The 18,057-nt window shown below is 67.6% G+C and carries 13 protein-coding genes; 2 read left to right on the top strand and 11 right to left on the bottom strand.

The window, feature by feature from the left end; genetic code table 11:
- Positions 1–127 precede the first annotated feature (127 nt).
- From aceB to E0H92_RS36150, 6 genes are read right to left on the bottom strand one after another with little or no spacing between them, the layout of a single operon-like run.
- Complete coding sequence (aceB, locus tag E0H92_RS36175; RefSeq protein WP_131499384.1) at positions 128–1,693, bottom strand: malate synthase A; 1,566 nt, start codon at positions 1,691–1,693, stop codon at positions 128–130.
- 9 nt (positions 1,694–1,702) lie between these two features.
- Entirely contained in the window at positions 1,703–3,733 is a 2,031-nt protein-coding gene (locus E0H92_RS36170) for an alpha-amylase family protein (RefSeq protein WP_238173749.1), read from the bottom strand.
- A complete protein-coding gene (locus E0H92_RS36165) occupies positions 3,730–5,193 on the bottom strand; it encodes a glycoside hydrolase family protein (RefSeq protein ID WP_131499383.1) in 1,464 nt (487 codons plus the stop codon). The genes E0H92_RS36170 and E0H92_RS36165 overlap by 4 nt, the downstream gene beginning before the upstream one ends.
- A complete protein-coding gene (locus tag E0H92_RS36160; protein ID WP_131295283.1) occupies positions 5,190–6,005 on the bottom strand; it encodes a carbohydrate ABC transporter permease in 816 nt (271 codons plus the stop codon). Before E0H92_RS36160 ends, E0H92_RS36165 begins: the two co-directional genes overlap by 4 nt.
- A complete protein-coding gene (locus tag E0H92_RS36155) occupies positions 6,002–6,934 on the bottom strand; it encodes a carbohydrate ABC transporter permease (protein ID WP_238153212.1) in 933 nt (310 codons plus the stop codon). The genes E0H92_RS36160 and E0H92_RS36155 overlap by 4 nt, the downstream gene beginning before the upstream one ends.
- Positions 6,935–6,939: 5 nt before the next feature.
- The gene (locus tag E0H92_RS36150; protein ID WP_165550179.1) at positions 6,940–8,241 is read right to left on the bottom strand and encodes an ABC transporter substrate-binding protein; all 1,302 of its coding nucleotides are present in this window, start codon (positions 8,239–8,241) and stop codon (positions 6,940–6,942) included.
- A 138-nt stretch (positions 8,242–8,379) separates the two neighbouring features.
- Here E0H92_RS36150 and E0H92_RS36145 point away from each other — a divergent pair, with 138 nt between their 5' ends.
- Positions 8,380–9,402 carry a LacI family DNA-binding transcriptional regulator gene (locus tag E0H92_RS36145; RefSeq protein WP_131499381.1) on the top strand — a complete coding sequence of 341 codons (1,023 nt, stop codon included), beginning with the start codon at positions 8,380–8,382 and terminating at the stop codon, positions 9,400–9,402.
- Here the strand turns inward: E0H92_RS36145 and E0H92_RS36140 are convergent.
- From E0H92_RS36140 to E0H92_RS36120, 5 genes are all read right to left on the bottom strand, one after another.
- A complete protein-coding gene (locus tag E0H92_RS36140) occupies positions 9,383–9,841 on the bottom strand; it encodes a hypothetical protein (RefSeq protein WP_131499380.1) in 459 nt (152 codons plus the stop codon). The genes E0H92_RS36145 and E0H92_RS36140 overlap by 20 nt on opposite strands.
- A gap of 230 nt (positions 9,842–10,071) precedes the next feature.
- Entirely contained in the window at positions 10,072–10,908 is an 837-nt protein-coding gene (locus tag E0H92_RS36135; RefSeq protein ID WP_131466382.1) for a hypothetical protein, read from the bottom strand.
- Positions 10,909–10,979: 71 nt separating this feature from the next.
- Positions 10,980–11,837 carry an LLM class F420-dependent oxidoreductase gene (locus E0H92_RS36130; RefSeq protein ID WP_131466384.1) on the bottom strand — a complete coding sequence of 286 codons (858 nt, stop codon included), beginning with the start codon at positions 11,835–11,837 and terminating at the stop codon, positions 10,980–10,982.
- On the bottom strand, positions 11,834–12,391 hold the full coding sequence (locus E0H92_RS36125; protein ID WP_131466386.1) for a TetR/AcrR family transcriptional regulator: 558 nt from the start codon (positions 12,389–12,391) through the stop codon (positions 11,834–11,836). The genes E0H92_RS36130 and E0H92_RS36125 overlap by 4 nt, the downstream gene beginning before the upstream one ends.
- Before the next feature lie 39 nt (positions 12,392–12,430).
- The gene (locus E0H92_RS36120) at positions 12,431–15,313 is read right to left on the bottom strand and encodes a S8 family serine peptidase (RefSeq protein ID WP_131499379.1); all 2,883 of its coding nucleotides are present in this window, start codon (positions 15,311–15,313) and stop codon (positions 12,431–12,433) included.
- A gap of 100 nt (positions 15,314–15,413) precedes the next feature.
- Between E0H92_RS36120 and E0H92_RS36115 the strand changes: the two genes are divergently transcribed.
- A complete protein-coding gene (locus tag E0H92_RS36115; protein WP_131499378.1) occupies positions 15,414–17,954 on the top strand; it encodes a winged helix-turn-helix domain-containing protein in 2,541 nt (846 codons plus the stop codon).
- Positions 17,955–18,057 lie beyond the last annotated feature (103 nt).

Below are 18,057 nucleotides of genomic sequence, written 5' to 3'. Positions count from 1 at the left end.
TCGCCTTTCTGGCGTCCTGAACTCGACTTATGGCGCGACCGTAGGGCCGTGGAAGCGTCGATGTCAACGCTTTACGGCCATTACCGAAATTGATCTAGATCGGTCTCCCCTGGCGGCAGACTCCAGGTCAGCTGAAGCGCTCGTACGCCGGCAGCGTCAGGAAGTCCACGTACTCGTCGGCCAGCGCGACCTCCAGGAACAGGGCGCGAGCGGCGTCGTACCGCTCCGGCGTACCGAGTTTCGCGATCTCCTCGTCGGCGATCCGCTCGACCAATTCGGTGGTGACCGTTACCCCGGTGTCGAGGGTGACTCGGTTGCGGCGCCACTGCCAGATCTGCGACCGGGAGATCTCGGCGGTGGCCGCGTCCTCCATCAGGTTGAAGATGCCGACGGCGCCGGTGCCGTCGAGCCAGGCGGCCAGATACTGCACCGCGACGCTGACATTGCTGCGGAGACCTTCCTCGGTGATGGAGCCGGGCGTGGCGGCCACGTCCAGCAGTTGCTCGGCGGTCACCGCGACGTCCTCGCGCAGCTTGTCGACCTGGTTCGGGTGCTCGCCGAGGACCGAGTCGAAGACCTTCAGCGCGGTCTCGACCATCCCCGGGTGCGCGACCCACGAACCGTCGAAGCCGTCGCCGGCCTCGCGGGTCTTGTCGGCCTCGACCTTCGCGAAGGCGACCTCGTTCACCGCCGGGTCCTTGCTCGGGATGAACGCCGCCATCCCGCCGATCGCGTGCGCGCCGCGCTTGTGACAGGTCCGCACCAGCAGCTCGGTGTAGGCGCGCATGAACGGCACCGTCATCGTCACGCTGTTCCGGTCCGGCAGCTGGAAGTCCTTGCCTCGGGTCCGGTGCGTCTTGATCACGCTGAACATGTAGTCCCAGCGCCCCGCGTTCAGCCCGGCCGAGTGCTCGCGCAGCTCGTACAGGATCTCCTCCATCTCGAACGCGGCCGGGTAGGTCTCGATCAGCACGGTCGCGCGGATCGTCCCGCGCGGGATGCCGAGCGCTTCCTGCGCGGTGACGAACACGTCGTTCCACAGCCGCGCCTCGAGGTGCGACTCCATCTTCGGCAGGTAGAAGTACGGCCCCTGGCCGCGGTCGAGCTGGAGCTGCCCGCAAGCGCTCAGGTAGAGCGCGAAGTCGACCAGCGAGCCGGAGGTGGGCTCACCGTCGACGAGGACGTGCTTCTCCGGCAGGTGCCAGCCCCGCGGTCGGACAACGATCGTGGCCAGCTCCTCGTCCGGCTTCAGTGCGTAGCTCTTCGTGTCGGTGCTGAAGTCGATCCGCCGGGTGATCGCGTCGAGCAGATTGAGCTGGCCGCCGACAACGTTTTCCCAGGTCGGCGTGTTCGCGTCCTCCTGGTCGGCCAGCCACACCTTGGCGCCCGAGTTCAGTGCGTTGATCGTCATCTTCCGGTCGGTCGGTCCGGTGATCTCCACCCGCCGGTCGACCAGCCCCGGAGCAGCGGGCGCGACCCGCCACTCCGGGTCGTCCCGAACGTCCTTCGTGTCCGCCAGGAACCCCAGCGACGCCCCAGCCGCGATCTCCGCGACCCGCTGCGTACGCCGCTCGAGCAGCTCCCGGCGCGGCCCGTCGTACGCACGGTGCAGCGTCTCGATCAGTCCGAGTGCACGCTCGGTGAGGATCTCGTCGTACCGCTCGCCCATCGGGCCGCTGACCTCGACTGCCACAGGAACTCCTTAACTCAGAACGACGACTTCGTGATCGGTGATCCGGTCTACCCCGACCGTAATCCAGCCGTCCTGCTCCCGCACGTCCACCTCACTGCCCGAGACGAGGAGCCGCGCCCGTGATCCGCTCGCTTTGAGTTTGATCGTGAAGGGGCCGGCGGGCGTCAGCTCCTGCAGGCGACCATGCCAGGCGCCGCCTTGATCGAGGTTGACCAGGTGCAGGACGTGCCGGTCGCCCTGGCGGTACAGCTGGCAATCCAGCACGCCGGCCCCTTCAACCTGGAGCGGGATGTTGTCACGGACGAGGTTGGCCATGACCTGCCCGTGGTCCGGGTGGTGGTACTTCGCGTACAACCGGTCCAGATCAGCCGCGAGGTACGCCGTCCGTTCGCCGAGGACCAGTGCGGGTACGTCGGTGCGCTGCTCCTCCATCCACGACTTCTCGGGCGGGTAGATCGGGAACGGCGGAATCCACGACAACGCTTTCCGTTCCTGCGACTCGACCACCTCCAGCTGCCCGCCGAACGGCAGTACATCCGTATCACCGTCGAAAACCGATCGGTCTTCGATCCGCAGGTAGCTGTGGCTGTCGTAGTTCTCCCAGTCCGTCACCGTCCCGTCACCGAGCCGTTTACCCGTGTGCCGTACGCCGAGCAGCTCGCCCAACGCCCACTCGCTCCGCCGGTCGCCCCACTCGTCGTAGAGCCCCGACTCCCCGGTCACCACCAGCCTTCCACCGGCCTGCACGTAGGCGGCCAGCTGAGCGAGCTGCTCGTACGTCAGGACCCCCACGTTGGGAACCACCAGGACATCGAACCGGTCGTCCACCACCGCTGTTGGCAGGTACGGGACTCGCGCCCTAATCAGTGCGTCCACCCATCCCCGGTAAGGCAGTTGGCTCACCGTCTCGGGATCGGCCTTCCCGTGGAAGTCCACGCTCCGCTGACTCCACAGCAGGCCGACCGTGGCGACCGGATCGCGGTCGACCAGGAACTCCTCGTGCTGTTCGTGCCACTCGAAGAGCGGCTGCGCCGTCGCGTACTGCCGTCGGTCGTCATGGACCGAGCCGATGTGGTGCCACCACGGCTGGATCCCGCCGGCCCAGCCCTCGATCGCCCACATCCGCGCCTCCGGCTCGGGTTTGCTTCCGAGCCGGAACGTCGGAACGCCGGCGTCGTACATCGCCGTACTTTCCGGAATCAGTGTTTCCGTTCCGAGCATTCCGTGCAGGCGTTTTCCGGCATCGGCGTTGGCCTGGAACCCGGAGTCCTCGTGCCGCCACTGCGAGTCCAGCAGGAAGATCGGCGCCCGCTTGCAGATCTCGACGTCGTCGCGCAGTCTCTTGCTCTGCGCAACGACCTCGCCCCCGTTCATCCCGATCCACAGGCAGTCCGGACCGCCCGCGCGGCGGGTCACCTCGTTGTTCAGGTCCCAGACCGCGAGCCGCCGGTCGTAACTCCAGCGGATCCATTGCTTGTAGACCGGATCCGTCCAGTCCGGCGCGGCCGGCAGCTCTTGGCCGAAACTGTCGCGGCAGTTCGGGCAGTAGCAGATCGAGTCCCGTCCGAGACCGCTCCAGCTGTTGTCGGTCACGCCGTCCGGTGCGCTGCGCTCGATGATCTCTTCGAGGATCCCGGTCAGGAACTCCCGGTAGTACGGGCCCGTGACGCAGGCGACGTACAAGCGGCCGGCCCGATACGCGTTGCCATCGGCATCGACTGCGAACCAGTCCGGGTGCGCGTCGTACAAGGGCTGGTGGGCCCGGTTGGAGTCCATCCGCGCGAGCACCGTCAGCCCTTCGGAGCGCGCTGCCGCGACGATCTCGCCGTACAGATCGCGATCCCCCAGGTACTCGGCTCGGTGGTGCAGCTCGAACTTGCTGGGGTAGTAGGCGACGATCCCGCCGGCGTTGACGATCACGCCCTGGATGCGCGTCCGCCGCCAGTGCTCCCGCCACCACTCGACGTCGTACCGCGCCGGATCCTTCTCGGTGAGGTTGGTCTGCGCCCACCGCGCTGTCCTTTGGTACCAGGGCTTCACGGAAGGCTCCGGACCGCGTCGCCCGCGCCGGAAAGGTTGTCCAGCATCATTTCCGAGTATTTCCGGCTCAGTACGACGCCTTCCGCGCCGCCCTCGAACGCGGCCAGCGTCGCGTCCCGCACGGACTCGCGGGTGCACCGGGTCAGCTCGCCCTCGTTGTCGTCCCAGTTGATCTTGGTACCGAGGTCCCGCGGCGACTCCAGCCCGCGCTGTTTCGCCACTCCGACCGGGATGTCGATGTCGATCCCCGGGTAGATCTTGCTCTGCCCGCCGACGCCCGCCACGGCCCGCTCGGTCTCCCGCCGTACGTAGTCCGCGGTGAATCCGGTCTGCGGCAGCTTCTCGTAATCTCCTTCGTCGAGCTGCAGCAGCTTCATCATCAACGGGTAGACGTCTGCCGGCTCCGCGTCGGCGAACAGCGCGCCGCAGATGCTCTTCACCCAGGTGAAGAACCGCGGTCCCGCGCAGTTGTTGTAGATGACGACCTTGACGAAGTCCGAGAACTTCGCCATCTCGGTGTAGTCCTGGTCCGCCCGGTAGAACGGGCTGAACGAGATGTTGTGATACACGTGCCAGCCGACCTGTGTCTCGGGTGCGATCGCCTTGGCCACGCCGTAGATGTCGCGGTACAGCTGCCGCTGGCTCTCGGTCCACAACGTCTGCCAGGCCAGGACCTCGGGAAAGTTCAGCAGAATCCGCCAGAACGCCACGAACGCGCCGTCCACCGGGCGCTCTCCGGCACCCACCCGCTGGTTCCAGTCGACCAACTCACGGTACCCGCGCAGCGCGCGGTCGACGTCGATGCCTCGCTCGCGGGCGATCCGCTGGCAGTGCTGGCAGAAGCACCCGACCTCGGGGACGTCGACCGTGCCCTGCATCAGCATGTTCAACGGCCCCGGCCGCTCCGAGCACCAGGCCAGCCCGTCGAGCTGGTAGCTCTGCAGGTAGTCCTCGACGAACCCGAGGTGCCAGTTGCGGTAGTCCGGGTTGTTGAAGCACGGCCGCCGCCCCGGCCGTCCCCAAGCGTCGACCTCGAGCACCTTGGCGAAGTTCGGGTAGGTCCGCAACTCGCGCGCGCCGCCGCTCTCCTCCATCCACGCGAACGACTTCATCCCGCGCTCGCGGGCCTTCGGAAGCACCTCGCCGAGCAAGTCGAATTCCGGATTTTCCGGCGCCTTTCCGACCGCGCCGAGGACGGTATTTCCGTAGTACTGCGGGTGCGGGGTCGCGTAGTTGCCGCCGACCCAGCCGAGGTCGTACTCGCCCACCCCGTGGTCCGGGAGCGGGTGCCCGGGGATCTGCCGCCCGCCGGTTCCCCGGGTCCAGGTCGGCGTGGCCAGGAACAACGCGTTCACCGCGCCGCGTTCGGCCAGGATGTCGAGTGTCCGGTCGACACCTTCGTCGACGAACGAGATGGCTCCGATCTGCATGGCAACGAGCCGGTCCGGCACGGTGCTCACCCCTTCATTCCTGTCATCGTGATGCCTTGGATGAAATAGCGCTGGGCAAAGAGGAAGACGGCGATGACGGGAACCACCGAGACGGTCGCCCCGCACATCAGCAGACTGATCTGGGTGAAGTACTCGCCCTGGAACTGGGCCAGCGCCACCGGCAGCGTCTGCAGGTTCTCGGAATTGATGTAGATCAGCGGGCCGAACAGGTCGTTCCACGACTCCAGGAACGTGAACACCCCGATCGCGGCCAGCGCCGGTTTGGTCTGCGGCAGCATGATCCGCCAGTAGATGCCGAACGTGGACGCCCCGTCGATCTTGCCGGCGTCCTCGAGTTCCTGCGGAACGGTCAGGAACGACTGCCGCATCAGGAACGTCGCGAACACCGGCGTGAGCACCTTCGGCACCCACAGCGGGTACTGCGTGTCCACCCACCCGATCTGCCGGAAAACGATGTACTGCGGGATCAGGTAGGCGATCCCCGGGATGATCGAGGTGGCGAGCAGCACCATGAACGCGGCGTCCCGGCCGGCGAACCGCAGCCGCGCGAAGGCGTAGCCGGCCATCGACGCGACGATCAGGATCCCGATCACGTTCAGCCCGGCGAGTTTCACGCTGTTCCAGAGGAACACCGGGATCAGCTCGAACACCTGCCGGTAGTTGTCCCAGTGCGCGTCCGTCGGCAGGAACTTCGGCGGCACGCTCAGCACCTTCGCCTCCGGGCGCAGCGAGGCACTGATCATCCATACCAGCGGCGCCAGGAAAACGATGGCGAACAGGGACATCACGACGTACTGCGAGGTCTTGGAGACGAGTCTCATGTGTAGAACACCCACCTCTTCTGCAGCTTCCACTGCAGGTAGGTGACGGCCGCGATCACCGCGAAGAGGATCCACGCCATCGCCGAGGCGTAGCCGACCTTTCCGTAGCTGAACGCGTTCTGGTAGATGTTGAAGATGTAGACGCTGGTGGCGTGGCCCGGCCCGCCCTTGGTCATCACGTAGATCAGGCCGAACACCTGGAACGACGTGATGAACTGCGTGATCAGCAGGAACAGGAAATGCGGTGTCAGCAACGGCAGCGTGATGTAGCGCAGCCGCTGCCACGCGCCCGCCCCGTCGATCCGCGCGGACTCGTAGTACTCGGCCGGCAGCCCCTGCAGCCCCGCGAGCAGGATGATCATCGGATACCCGATGCCCTGCCAGACGCTGACCATGATCACCGCCGGCATCGCCCAGCTCGAGCTCGACAGCCACTGCGGGCCATGGATCCCGAGCTGGTCGAGCAGCCCGTTGATCACCCCGTTGTCCGGCTGGAAGAACCAGAACCAGACGAACCCGATCGCCACCACGTTCGTCACGTACGGCGCGAAGTACGCCGTCCGGAAGAACGCGACACCCCGGATCGGGCGGGCGCAGAGCAACGCCAGCACCAGGCCGATGCCGATCGTCAGCGGGATGCTCGCCAGCGTGAAGTAGACGGTGTTCTTGAAGGTCTGCAGGAACAGCGGATCGTCGCCGAACATCTCGGTGAAGTTCCGCAGCCCGACGAACTTCGGGGCCGCGATCCCGTTCCAGTCGGTCAGCGACGCGGCCATCGAGACCAGGATCGGGAAGAACTGGAACGCCACGACGCCGACCACGATCGGGCTGATGAACAGCCAGCCGGTGAGGTTCTGCCGGCGCCGCGCCCGGCGGACGTCGGCCACCTGGACGCCGCCGCGGTCCCGCGCCATCGTGATGGTTGCCATCGACATCAACCCTTCAACGCGTTCTCCACCTGGGACTTGACGCCTTGGAGCACGTCACCGACGGGTTTCTCGCAGTTGTAGGCGGTGTCCAGCGCCGGCCGGTACAGCTCGCGGGCGCCGATCGTGTTCTTCGTCTGGTTGGTCGCGGTGAGATGCTTGGCCGCCTCGGCGAACAGTCCGATGTGCTCGGGCGCCTTGCCGTTCGGCGCCAGCCCGGCCGCCGCCTTCAGGTTGATCGGCGTGAACGCGCCCCCTTGGAGCAAGGTCTTGCCGCCCTCCTCGCTCGCGAGGTACTTGAGCAGCTCCCAGGCCTGGTCCGGGTTCTTCGCCTTCTTCGGGACGCAGAACACGATCACGCTCGACTCGGTCTTCTGCTCCACGTCACCAGGCGGCGGAGCGACGTCCCAGGTGAAGTCCTTGATCGTCGACCGCAGGTACGGCACCGTACCGAAGGTCGCGAACATCATCGCCAGCTTGCCCTGGGCGAACATCTGTGTCTCCGCGTTGTCCTGCTGCAGCACCGACCACGGCGGCTGCACCTTGTCCTTGCAGGTCAGGTCGGTCGCCCACTGCAGCGCCTCGGTCTCCTTCGCACCGGGCAGCGTGAACTGCGTGCCGTCCTGGGAGAAGATGCCGGTCTCGCTGCCGTGGTTGACGGTGAACGTCTGCTCGTAGCCGGTGTCCAGGTACACGAGAGCGCCGTACTGCTTCTTCGCCGGGTCGGTGAGCTTCTTCGCGGCCGCCTCGAAGTCGGACCAGGTCCAGCCCTGCGACGTCCAGGTCGCCGGCGGCAGCGGTACGCCGGCCTGCTTGAACAGATCGGCGTTGTAGAAGATCAGCCGCGGCTCGTACCCGAGGACCCACGCGGTGTGCGAGCCGTCGGGCTGTCGCGGGAACTCGAACGTCTCCTTGGCGAACTGGGACGTGTCGAGCTTGTCCTTCTCGATGTACGGCTTCAGATCCAGCAGTGCTCCCTGCTGGGAGAAGCCGCGGACGAAGTCGTCGTTGATCCGCATCACGTCCGGCGGGCTGCCGCCGGCGATCAGGGTGCGCATCTTGGTGTCGTACTCCTGGGTGACCGCGGGCTGGATGGTGACCTGCGTTCCCGAGTCCTTCTCGAACGCCTGGATCGCCTGCTCCAGCGGGTTTCCCTTGACCTGTTCCCAGTTGAGGAAGGTCAGGCTCTTCTTGCCGTCGCTGCTTGCGTTGCCGTTGCCACCGCAGCCGGCCAGCAGGCCGGCGGCCGTCAGTCCCGTCAGACCGGCGAGAAACCTGCGGCGGTTCAGGTTGGAGAGGTTGGTCTGCACCGGAATCTCCCATCCGCGAGGGATGAATACGTATACACTTCCAGATACTGAATACGTATACACAGGTCTCTTGGCGTGGTCAACGCCTGGTGCGCACACTCTTCAGTAGGGTTCGGGGATCACGAGGGGAGGCGGACGATGACACGACCACCGACGAGTCGGGACCTGGCGCGTCTGGCCGGGGTGTCACAGGCGACCGTGTCCCGGGTGCTGACCAACAACCCGAAGGTCAACCCGGAGACCCGGGCCCGGGTCCTGCAGGTGCTGAAGGACGCGAACTACACGCCGAACGCTCTCGCCCGGGCGATGAAGACCGGGCGGACCGACACCATCGGCGTCTTCATGACCCGGGTGACCAGCCCGTTCCACGCCGAGCTGCTCGACGAGATCGGCCGGGTGCTGAGCTCGATGGGCCTGCACATGATCCTGTGGAACATCGAGCACGATCCCGAGGAGTCGGTCGCCGAGGTCCTCCAGCAGCGACTCGTCGACGGGTTCGTGCTGACATCGGCGACGTACGACTCGAAGCTGCACACGATGGCGCTCGCATCCGGGACGCCGACCGTGCTGCTGCACCGCGGGATCGACGGGCTGGACTGCGATCAGGTCGTCGGCGACAACTGGCAGGGCGCGTACGACGCCGGCCGGTACCTCGTCGACGCCGGCCACACCGACATCGGGCTGGTGACGCTCCGGGCGACCGGGAACACCTCACGCGACCGCGACGCCGGGTTCCGCGCTGCGCTGGCCGACGCCGGCGTGAAGCTGAAACCCAGCAACGTGCTCACGGTCGGCGTCCCGCACGCCGACGGCCACGCCGCCGCCGAGAAACTACTGTCCCGCAAGAAGCCGCCGACCGCGATCTACACGGTCACCGACCTGCTGGCCTTCGGCATCCTCGACGGCGCCCGCGCGATCGGCGCCCACGTCCCCGACGACGTCTGGGTGATCGGCTTCGACAACACCGACATGGCCGCCTGGGAATCCTTCGACCTCACCTCGGTCGAACAACCCATCCACGCCATCGTCGAAACCGGCATCGACCTCCTGCGCGACCGCATCACCGACCCCGATCGCCCCACCCAGATCGTCACCCTCCCCTGCCCCCTCGCCATCCGAGGCTCCACCGCAAACCGTCCGCTCAATGCGGCAAAGGATTGAACCGAGTCGCGATCAGCAGACCGCCCGGGCACCGCGCGTACGCCGCCCTTCCGTCGGGGAAGCGCCGGGACTCCGCGCGCCAGGCGGTCCGGCACTCCTCCGGGAAACCGGCTCGGTTCTTGCAGACCTCGCGCGTGAACTCGCGGCCGAGCTTGCTGATCCCTGGACCCGCAACGTCCAGCAGCGACCCGGCCTGCAAATACCGCGACAACAACGCCTTTGGCTTGCGGATCGCCACGTGCTCGAAGATCGCACGCTCGACCTGCTTGATGTCAGCGGCCGCAGTACCTTCTGGTGCGGTCGCTCGTGCGGCATCGGCCCCGGCGACCGTGAAACACCTATCCGGCAAGGGCTCCCGCAACCCGACGTCGTGCAACATCGCGGCCACGTAGAACAGCTCGGGCTTGAGCGCGACCCGGTCGAGGTGCGCGAGAGCCATCCCGAAAACCCAGACCCGCCGCGAATGCGCCAAGAACTGCTCACCCAGAACATCCTCGGCCAACTCATCCGCCGCACGGGTCCAGTCCGTCGCCCGCGGAACAGGCGCAGGCAACAACTCCGGCCCCCGCTTCCCAAGCCAATACGCACCCAACTCCCCAACACTGCACGCCATCCGCACCACAGCAACCGGCAACAAACAAACCTTGTCCGAGAAACTGAGGACCTCGCTCATACCTTTGCCGGGACCGTGGACGCCTCGGATTCTGGACGCACTCCCTTGTCCCACAGCTCGACGGTCTGGACCACCCAGAAGAGGAGGAACAGGCCGAGCAACACGGCCTCGACGGCGAAGAGTTCGGCGTCCAGCCGCCAGCAGATGAGTCCTGCGACGAGGCTGAGGCCCATCAGCCAGGCGATTGCCTGGTACAGCACGGTGTACAACGTCCGGCTCTGCGCCCTGGCGTTCTGGAACACGATGATGGTGAACAGGATGAACAGCGGGACCGCGGAAAGGTAATGGGCGAGATCCTCGAAGCTGTCCGGATCGGCGGCGAACCAGACGATCGCAACCACCAGCAGCACGATCGCGGCCAGCAAGCCGCGATTCTGCGCCGGAAGCCACCGCTCGCCGCCGCGGCGCTGCCGCCGCCAGAGTTCGATCGAGATCACGAGACCGAGGATGGCCGTGGCGAAGTACGCGAACATGTTGTTGGCGATGTCCGCCGTCGCGTCGCGGGACACGGCCGGCGCCGACGAGCAGTCGCCGGGGTTGGGCGTCGGCACGAAGGCGACCACCGGCGCGAGCATCCCGCAGATGTTCAGCAGAACGTCCTCCAGCCGCGGCTCCCCCTTCAGCACGATCATGCAGACGCCGATCGCGACCAGTGCGCCGACGAACACGGCATGAGCGGGCGTGTAGTAGTACGCGCTGATCGAGCCCTGCCAGCAGCCCGGCGCCTTCGCGCGTTCGCGCAGTACCGCGACCGTGAGCATGATCAGAAGCCCGACCAACGCCAACCGCAGATAGTTGTACGTCCGCTTCTCGAAGTTGTTCTGGGAGGCCATGGACGTCCCCTCTCCCCTGACGAAACTCCCTTACCTGTTCGGATACCCGGGAAGCCGCGGGAGATACATTCTCAGGTGAGTTTCGGGAGCACCTCTGCGAGGACCTGGGCGTGCTCCTCCGGGCGGGTCAGGTCCATCTTCATGGTGTTCACGCCGAGGTGGGTTGCGCCGAGGTCGCGCCAGCCGTCGGCGAAGGCGCGCCAGTCCTGTTCGGGTACGGCGCCGAGCGTCAGTCGCGCCTCGATGCCGATGGACTGGGGGTCGCGGCCGGCCGCTTCGGCTGCTTGGTGGATTGTTGCGATCTGCCGGCGGGCGTTCTCGTCCGGCGGGGACTGCGGCATCCACCCGTCGCCGATCCGGCCGGTGCGTCGCAGTACGGCGTCCGCGCTGCCGCCGAACCAGATCGGGATCTCGCGCCCGGGCAGCGGATTCAGCCCGGCCTCCTCGATCTCGTGGTACTTGCCGTCGAACGAGATCACCGGATCCGCCCAGAGCCGACGCAGTACGTCGACCTGTTCCTCCAGCAGCGCCCCACGCTGCCTGAACGGTACGCCGAGCGCCTGGTACTCGACCTGGTTCCAGCCGATGCCGACGCCGAGGCGCAGACGGCCGCCGCTCAGGACGTCGACCTCGGCCGCCTGTTTCGCGACCAGCGCGGTCTGGCGCTGTGGCAGGACGAGTACCCCGGTGACGAGCTCGAGCCGCGTCGTGATCGCCGCCAGGTACCCGAACAGCACGAAAACCTCGTGGAACAAGGACTTGTCGGTGTATCCGGTCCATCCCGGACGGTTCGCCGGATCCGCGCCGAGCACGTGGTCGTACGCGAGCACGTGGCTGTACCCGGCGTCCTCCACGGTCGTCGCCCAGTCGCGCACGACCTTCGGGTCCGCGCCGATCTCGAGTTGCGGAAACACCGCACCGATCTTCATTTCGCTCCCAACAGGTCGACGAGTCCCTGGACCGCGAGCTCGAACGGTTCGGTCGATCCGGCCGCCCGGGCCAACACATATCCACCCTGCAGTACGGCGGCGATCGTCGCGGCGGTCCGCTCCGGGTCCAGCGATTCCGGGAACTCACCCGTACGCTTGCCCTCAGCAACCACCTCGGCCAGCCGCGTCCGCAACCACTCGAACGTCTCCGCGACCGGTGCCCGCAACTCCGGATCCGCAACCACGTCCGGGTCCGCCGCCAGCCGCCCGACCTGGCATCCACGCAGCACGTCCCGTTCCCGGCCGAGATACCCGCTGATCCGCTCGGCCGCCGTACCCGCACCGGCCAGCTGCACGTCGGCGGCCGCCCGCAACTCGGCCCCCGACCGCTCGATCGCCGCCTTGGCCAGCTCCGCCTTCCCGGCGAAGTGGTGATACATACTCCCCTGCCCGGCCTCCGCAGCCCGCTGAATCGCCTTGGGCGAGGTCCCCACATACCCCCGCTCCCACAACAACTCCTGCGTACTACGAATCAACCGCTCAACCGTCTCCACCTGCCCCACTGTACTCAAAGGTACAGTGGGGCAGGGCCGTCAGCTGACGGTGACGATCTTGTTGACCGTGTAGGTCGGGGCGTGGTCGGCGTCGCCGGGGAAGTAGACGCGGTAGGCGATCTGGCCGCGGATCGCGGGCTTGATGCCGAAGGCGTACTTGCCCGAGGTGCTGAGTTTCACCGAGGCGATCGACTTCCAGACCTTGCTGCCGTACTGCTGCAGGTAGACCAGTTGGCCGGCGTGTGCCGGGGCGACGTACCCGCTGAAGGCGGTCGTTCCGCCGAGGCGGATCGAGGCCGGGGACAGCGTGGCCGAGATCGTCGGCTTCACCTGGACGGTGACGTCGACCGTGCGGGTGCCCATCAGGGTCGCGTTGCCCGGGAACGTCAGCATGTAGACCGACGACACGAGCGGCTTGTGCGTCAGCGACAGCGTGCCGGTCGACGACGTCTTGAGCGCCGCCAGCAAGGCGAACTTGGACGAGTTCTTCGGCCGTACGTAGACGTTGACCGGCAACCCGGCGTACGCCAGATTGTCGATCCGCAGCGTGCTGCCCTTGATCGTGATCGCCCCGCCGTAGCTGATCAGCGTCGACGTCACCGCGATCCCCGACTTCATCCCCAGCAGCTGCTTCACCGCGGGCTGGGTGCTGTAGTGCCCGGCCCGGTCCTTGATCCAGGCGGCGTACGTGTACGTCGTACCTTGCGCGAGGCCGGTGTTCTTCACCCAGTCGCCGGTGCCCGCGTACACGAGCGTCCCGGTCGTCGGCGTCGGCGCCTTGCTCCCGACGTTGCGACGGATGATCACCTGGTCGAGATCCGTGGTCGGCGGGATCGTCCACGTCAGGTTGGCGGCCAGGTAGGCGCCGGTCCCGACGAGCTGCACCGGACCCGGAGCGCGGTCCTCAGTGCTGAAGACCGAGCTGAACGGCACCATCGGCACCGTGGGATCGAGCGAGACGACACCATCGACGACGATCCGGAACGGCGTCGCCTCGGCCAACGGGGACGTCGGCGTGATCTCCGCCTTGCGGATGTCGTGGTCGTACGTGACGGTCGCCGGAATCATCGCACCGGTCTTGCCGTTGAGCAGCTTCACGCCGCCGTTGGTGACACTGTTCTCGTCGACGTTCCGCGGGAAGGTGACCGTGGGCTTGGCCAGGATCGAGACGCCGGAGGACAGGTCCCCGGGCAGCGCGTCCAGGATCGGGTACGGGTCGGGCTGCGCGGTGCCGACGGTGCCGTCGGCGTTGGTGACCTTCAGCGAGTACGCGCGGCTGTCCCGCGACCCGTTGGCGTTCCGGACGGCGACGTACATGGGTCCGGCCGGGACGGTGACGTACGTCGATGCGGTCAGCGGCTGCGGGATCTCGTACCCGTCGCTGTCGGTGGGAGGCTCCGGGTTCTGCACGAAGGCGAGCGGCTTGAGGTTCTCGTCGTACGCCGACACGACCGGGCCGAAGTTCTGCGCGTAGGCGCCCGAGTCGAACATCGGGCCGCTGACATCGATCCGGACCTGGTGCGCGTAGTCGGTCGGCAGCTTGTACCAGTCGACGTCGCCTTCGACGCTGATCGTCGAGGAGACCGCGACGCCGGCGATCAGCTCGCCCGCGCGGGACGGCTGGTCGTTCTTGTCCGCGACACCTTGGGCGAAGTCCGTGGTCCACTTGCCGCCGAGGGCCTGGTAGGCGTCCAGGATGCCGGCGCCGTAGTACGGGTCGTTGCCGCGCGGGCCTGCGTCGCGGGCGGTTGCCTTTAGCCGCGCCATCACCTGGGCGGGGGTGTACGACGGCCACTTGTTGCGGACCAGGGCGGCGACACCGGCGACGATCGGGGACGAGAACGACGTACCGGCGAGGCCGAGCCAGTACGGCTCGTAGCCGGCCGGGGTCTGCGCGCGGGGCGCGGTGCTGGTGATGTCGTAGCCGGGGGCAGCGATGTCGACCGCGGCGCCGTAGCTGCTGAAGCTGGTCAGTACGCCGGCCGGGGTCGTGGCACCGACCGAGAGGACCTCCGGGTAGGCGCCCGGGAAGTGGTTCGACGAGTCGCCGCCGGTGTTGCCGGCCGCGGCGACCAGGACGACTCCGGCGTTGACCGCGTTCTGGATCGCCTGGTGCAGGACGGGGTTGTCACCCTCGCCGCCGAGCGACATGTTGATCACCCGGACGCCGTTCTTGACCGCCCAGTTGATGCCGTTGATCAGGTTCGAGTCGTCGCCCGAGCCGCCGTCGTCGAGCACCTTGACCGGGCGGACCTTGGCGTTCCAGGCGACACCGGCGACGCCGATCCCGTTGCTGGTGCCGGCGGCGATGATGCCGGTCACCGCCGTACCGTGGCCGTCGCCGTCGTTCGGGGGCAGGGCCGTGTTGAACGTGTTGTAGCCCGGCAGCAGGTGCCCGGCCAGGTCCGGGTGACCGGCGTCGACGCCGGTGTCGAGGACGCCGATCGTCTGCGTTCCGGCGGTCTTCGAGAGGTCCCAGGCGGTGTTGACGCGGACGGTCGACAGGTACTTCTGGTAGTTCGTGTACAGCCAGTCGTTCGGGGTCGCGGACTTCTTCCGGATGTAGTTCAGCGAGGCGAGCTCGACCGACGGGTCGGCCTTGACCTTCTTCAGCAGCTCGGGTGCCGACGTGTCGCCGGTCACCGTGACCACATCTGAGGTGACGGACACGTCAGGCGTGCCCTTGGCCTTCGCCAGCGCGGCCTTCCGGGCCGAGGTGGTTGCCTTCGGCTTGAACTTCACGATCACGGACTTGGCGTCGTACGCGGGGCCGTCGGCGGTGCCGGGGCGGAACTTCGCGTGCAGGACGTTCGGCCCGGCGGAGATCGCGGCGGTGCCGGACGATCCGGACAGGGCGACCAAGCCGGCTGCGACGAGGGCCGCGGGCACGGCCAGGCGCAGCAGTTGGGTGGGACGGGACAACGGGACCCCCAAGTTGAGTGAACCGACCACTTTCGGTCCTCGCCTTAAATCGTTGGAGCGACCCTCGGCGTTACAACTTCCCGCGATCTATGATCCGGGGGTGCCGACCACGGTGCTCGCCACGAAGTTGTTCCCGCCGGCTCGGCGGTCCGGGCTGGTGGGGCGACCACGGCTGGTGGCGCGGCTGGACAGCACTCTGGAGCCCGGTCATCGGCTCGCTCTGGTCTCCGCACCGGCTGGTTTCGGCAAGACGACGCTCGTCGCCGAGTGGGCGGCCGGCCACGAGCGGGTGGGCTGGCTGTCGCTCGACGACGGCGACAACGCGCTTCCCCGGTTCCTGGCGCACCTCTGGGCGGCCCTGCCCGGTATCCGGGTGGCGCCGCCCGCGGCCGACGTACCGACGACGGCCGCGCTGACTGCGCTGGTCAACGACTACGCCGCTCGGGCCGACCTTCAGTCCGTCCTCGTGCTCGACGACTACCACGTGATCGAAGCGCTCGACGTCCACGAGGCGGTGGCGTTTCTGCTCGATCACCTGCCGGATCAGCTGCACCTGGTCGTGGCGACGCGGGCGGATCCGCCGTTTCCGCTGGCTCGGCTGCGGGGTCGCGGGCAGTTGACGGAGATCCGGGTCGACGACCTGCGGTTCGCCGGCGCGGAGGCGGGTGCGTTTCTCAACGACGTCATGGGGCTGCGGCTCACGGAAAACGACGTACGGGCGCTGGAAGGGCGGACCGAGGGCTGGGTCGCTGGACTCCAGTTGGCGGCGCTGTCGTTGCGCGGAGTTTCCGATATTTCCGGGTTCCTCCAGGCGTTCACCGGCAGCCATCGGTTCGTCATCGACTACCTGGCGGACGAGGTGCTGGCACGGCAACGCCCGGAAACCCGGGATTTCCTGCTGCGTACGGCGGTTCTCGAGCGGCTGACCGGGCCGCTGTGCGACGCGGTCAGCGGTACGGCGGGCAGCGCCCGGATCCTCGACGAGCTGGATCGGGGAAACGTGTTCCTGGTCGCGCTCGACGCCGACCGGACCTGGTACCGGTACCACCACCTGTTCCGCGACGTTCTGCGTGCGCGTCTGCTCGCTGAGCGCCCGGAGGAGCTGCCGCGGCTGCACCGGGCGGCAAGCGAGTGGTACGCCGGTCAGCACCTGGTGCCCGAGGCGATCCGGCATGCGCTGGCCGCGGGCGATCACGAGCGGGCGGGACGGCTGATCGAGGAAGCGGTGCCCGAAGCGCGTCGTACCCGGCAGGACGCGTTGCTCGTCGAGTGGATCGGGTCGTTGCCCGAATTCGTTGTCCGGCCGAATCCGGTGCTCTGCATCGTGGCCGGATGGGCGTCGATGACGGCCGGCGAACTGGGGCCCATGGAGCGGTGGCTCAATGACGCGGAGGCGGCGCTCGAGGCCGGGGCACGTGATCCCGCGGTAGCCGGGAGGTGGGCGGACACCGAGGATCTCCGGATGGCTCCGGCGATGGTCGAGGTCTATCGGGCCGCGTTGGCGCAGGCACGCGGGGACGTGCCGACGACGGTGCTGCGCGCCGAGCGGGCGCTCGACCTGGCCGGTCCCGACGATCATTTCGTCCACGGCGCGGCGGGCGGCTTCCAGGCGTTGGCGGCCTGGTCCATGGGCGACGTACCGGAGGCGTTGTCGATGTACACGGCCGCGGTCCGCAGTCTGCACGCGGCGGGAAACCTGACGGACGAACAGGACGGCGCCGTCGTGCTGGGCGACCTGTGGATGGCCGCCGGGCGGCCGTCGCGGGCACGGAAAACGTTTGACGAGGCGCTGGCGGCGGCGACCCGCAACGGCGAGCCGTATCCGCGGGTCACGGCGGACCTGCACGTCGGTCTCGCTGAGCTGGATCGTGAGCTTGACGAGCTGGATCGGGCGGAGGCCCACCTCGAGACCGCGCGAGTCCTCGCCGAGCACGGCTCCATCACCGAGAACCGGCACCGGTGGTACGTCGCGATGGCGCAGGTCCGCGTGGCGCGCGGGGACTTCGCCGATGCGCTGCGCCTGCTCGACGAAGCAGAGCGGTTGTACCGGCGCGGTTCGTATCCTGACCTGCGGCCGATCGCGGCGATGAAGGCCCGGGTCCACCTCGCGGCACAGGACCTGGTGGCGGCCGAGGCGTGGGCACGCGGCATCTCGGACGAGGTGTCGTACCTGAACGAGTACAACCAGCTCACGCTGGTACGGCTCCGGATCCGCAGCGGTGACGACGTACAGGAACTGCTCGATCGCCTGCGAGCGGATGCCGAGAGGCGGCCGGGCAGCCTGCTGGAGATCGGCGTCCTCCAGGCACTCGCGCATCACGTGCAGGGCGATCGGGCGACGGCCCTCGCCGTACTGCGCGAGGCGCTGGAGGCGGCACCCGAACCCGAGCAGTACAAGCGACTGTTCCTGGACGAAGGTCTCGCACCGCCGGAGCCGACCGGTCTGCCGGATCCGCTGACCGAGCGCGAACTCGACGTACTGCGCCTCCTCGACACCGAGCTCACCGGCCCGGAGATCGCCCGCCGGCTCTACATCTCGCTGAACACCCTGCGCACCCACACGAAGCGCATCTTCACCAAGCTCGACGCCACCAACCGCGCCGGCGCCGTACGCCGCGCCCGCGACCGCGGCCTGCTCTAGGTCCTGTCTGATGGACCACCAGACAGGACCTTGGTCACCACCTGAATCACCACATGTGGTGACGCCCGCTCCCCACCTCGCGGCCTACGTTCCGATTACCACG

The organism is Kribbella speibonae (assembly GCF_004331375.1).
GTDB classification, from domain to species: domain Bacteria; phylum Actinomycetota; class Actinomycetes; order Propionibacteriales; family Kribbellaceae; genus Kribbella; species Kribbella sindirgiensis.
Note: the sequence above shows the minus strand (reverse complement) of the source record. Positions and strands in the feature narration are given on the sequence as shown.

Bases quoted from the DNA above. Each gene is read 5' to 3' on its own strand.
- E0H92_RS36155 (WP_238153212.1), bottom strand. From the start codon at position 6,934: ATGGCAACCATCACGATGGCGCGGGACCGCGGCGGCGTCCAGGTGGCC.
- E0H92_RS36130 (WP_131466384.1), bottom strand. From the start codon at position 11,837: ATGAAGATCGGTGCGGTGTTTCCGCAACTCGAGATCGGCGCGGACCCG.
- E0H92_RS36135 (WP_131466382.1), bottom strand. From the start codon at position 10,908: ATGGCCTCCCAGAACAACTTCGAGAAGCGGACGTACAACTATCTGCGG.
- E0H92_RS36140 (WP_131499380.1), bottom strand. From the start codon at position 9,841: ATGGCTCTCGCGCACCTCGACCGGGTCGCGCTCAAGCCCGAGCTGTTC.
- E0H92_RS36145 (WP_131499381.1), top strand. From the start codon at position 8,380: ATGACACGACCACCGACGAGTCGGGACCTGGCGCGTCTGGCCGGGGTG.
- E0H92_RS36160 (WP_131295283.1), bottom strand. From the start codon at position 6,005: ATGAGACTCGTCTCCAAGACCTCGCAGTACGTCGTGATGTCCCTGTTC.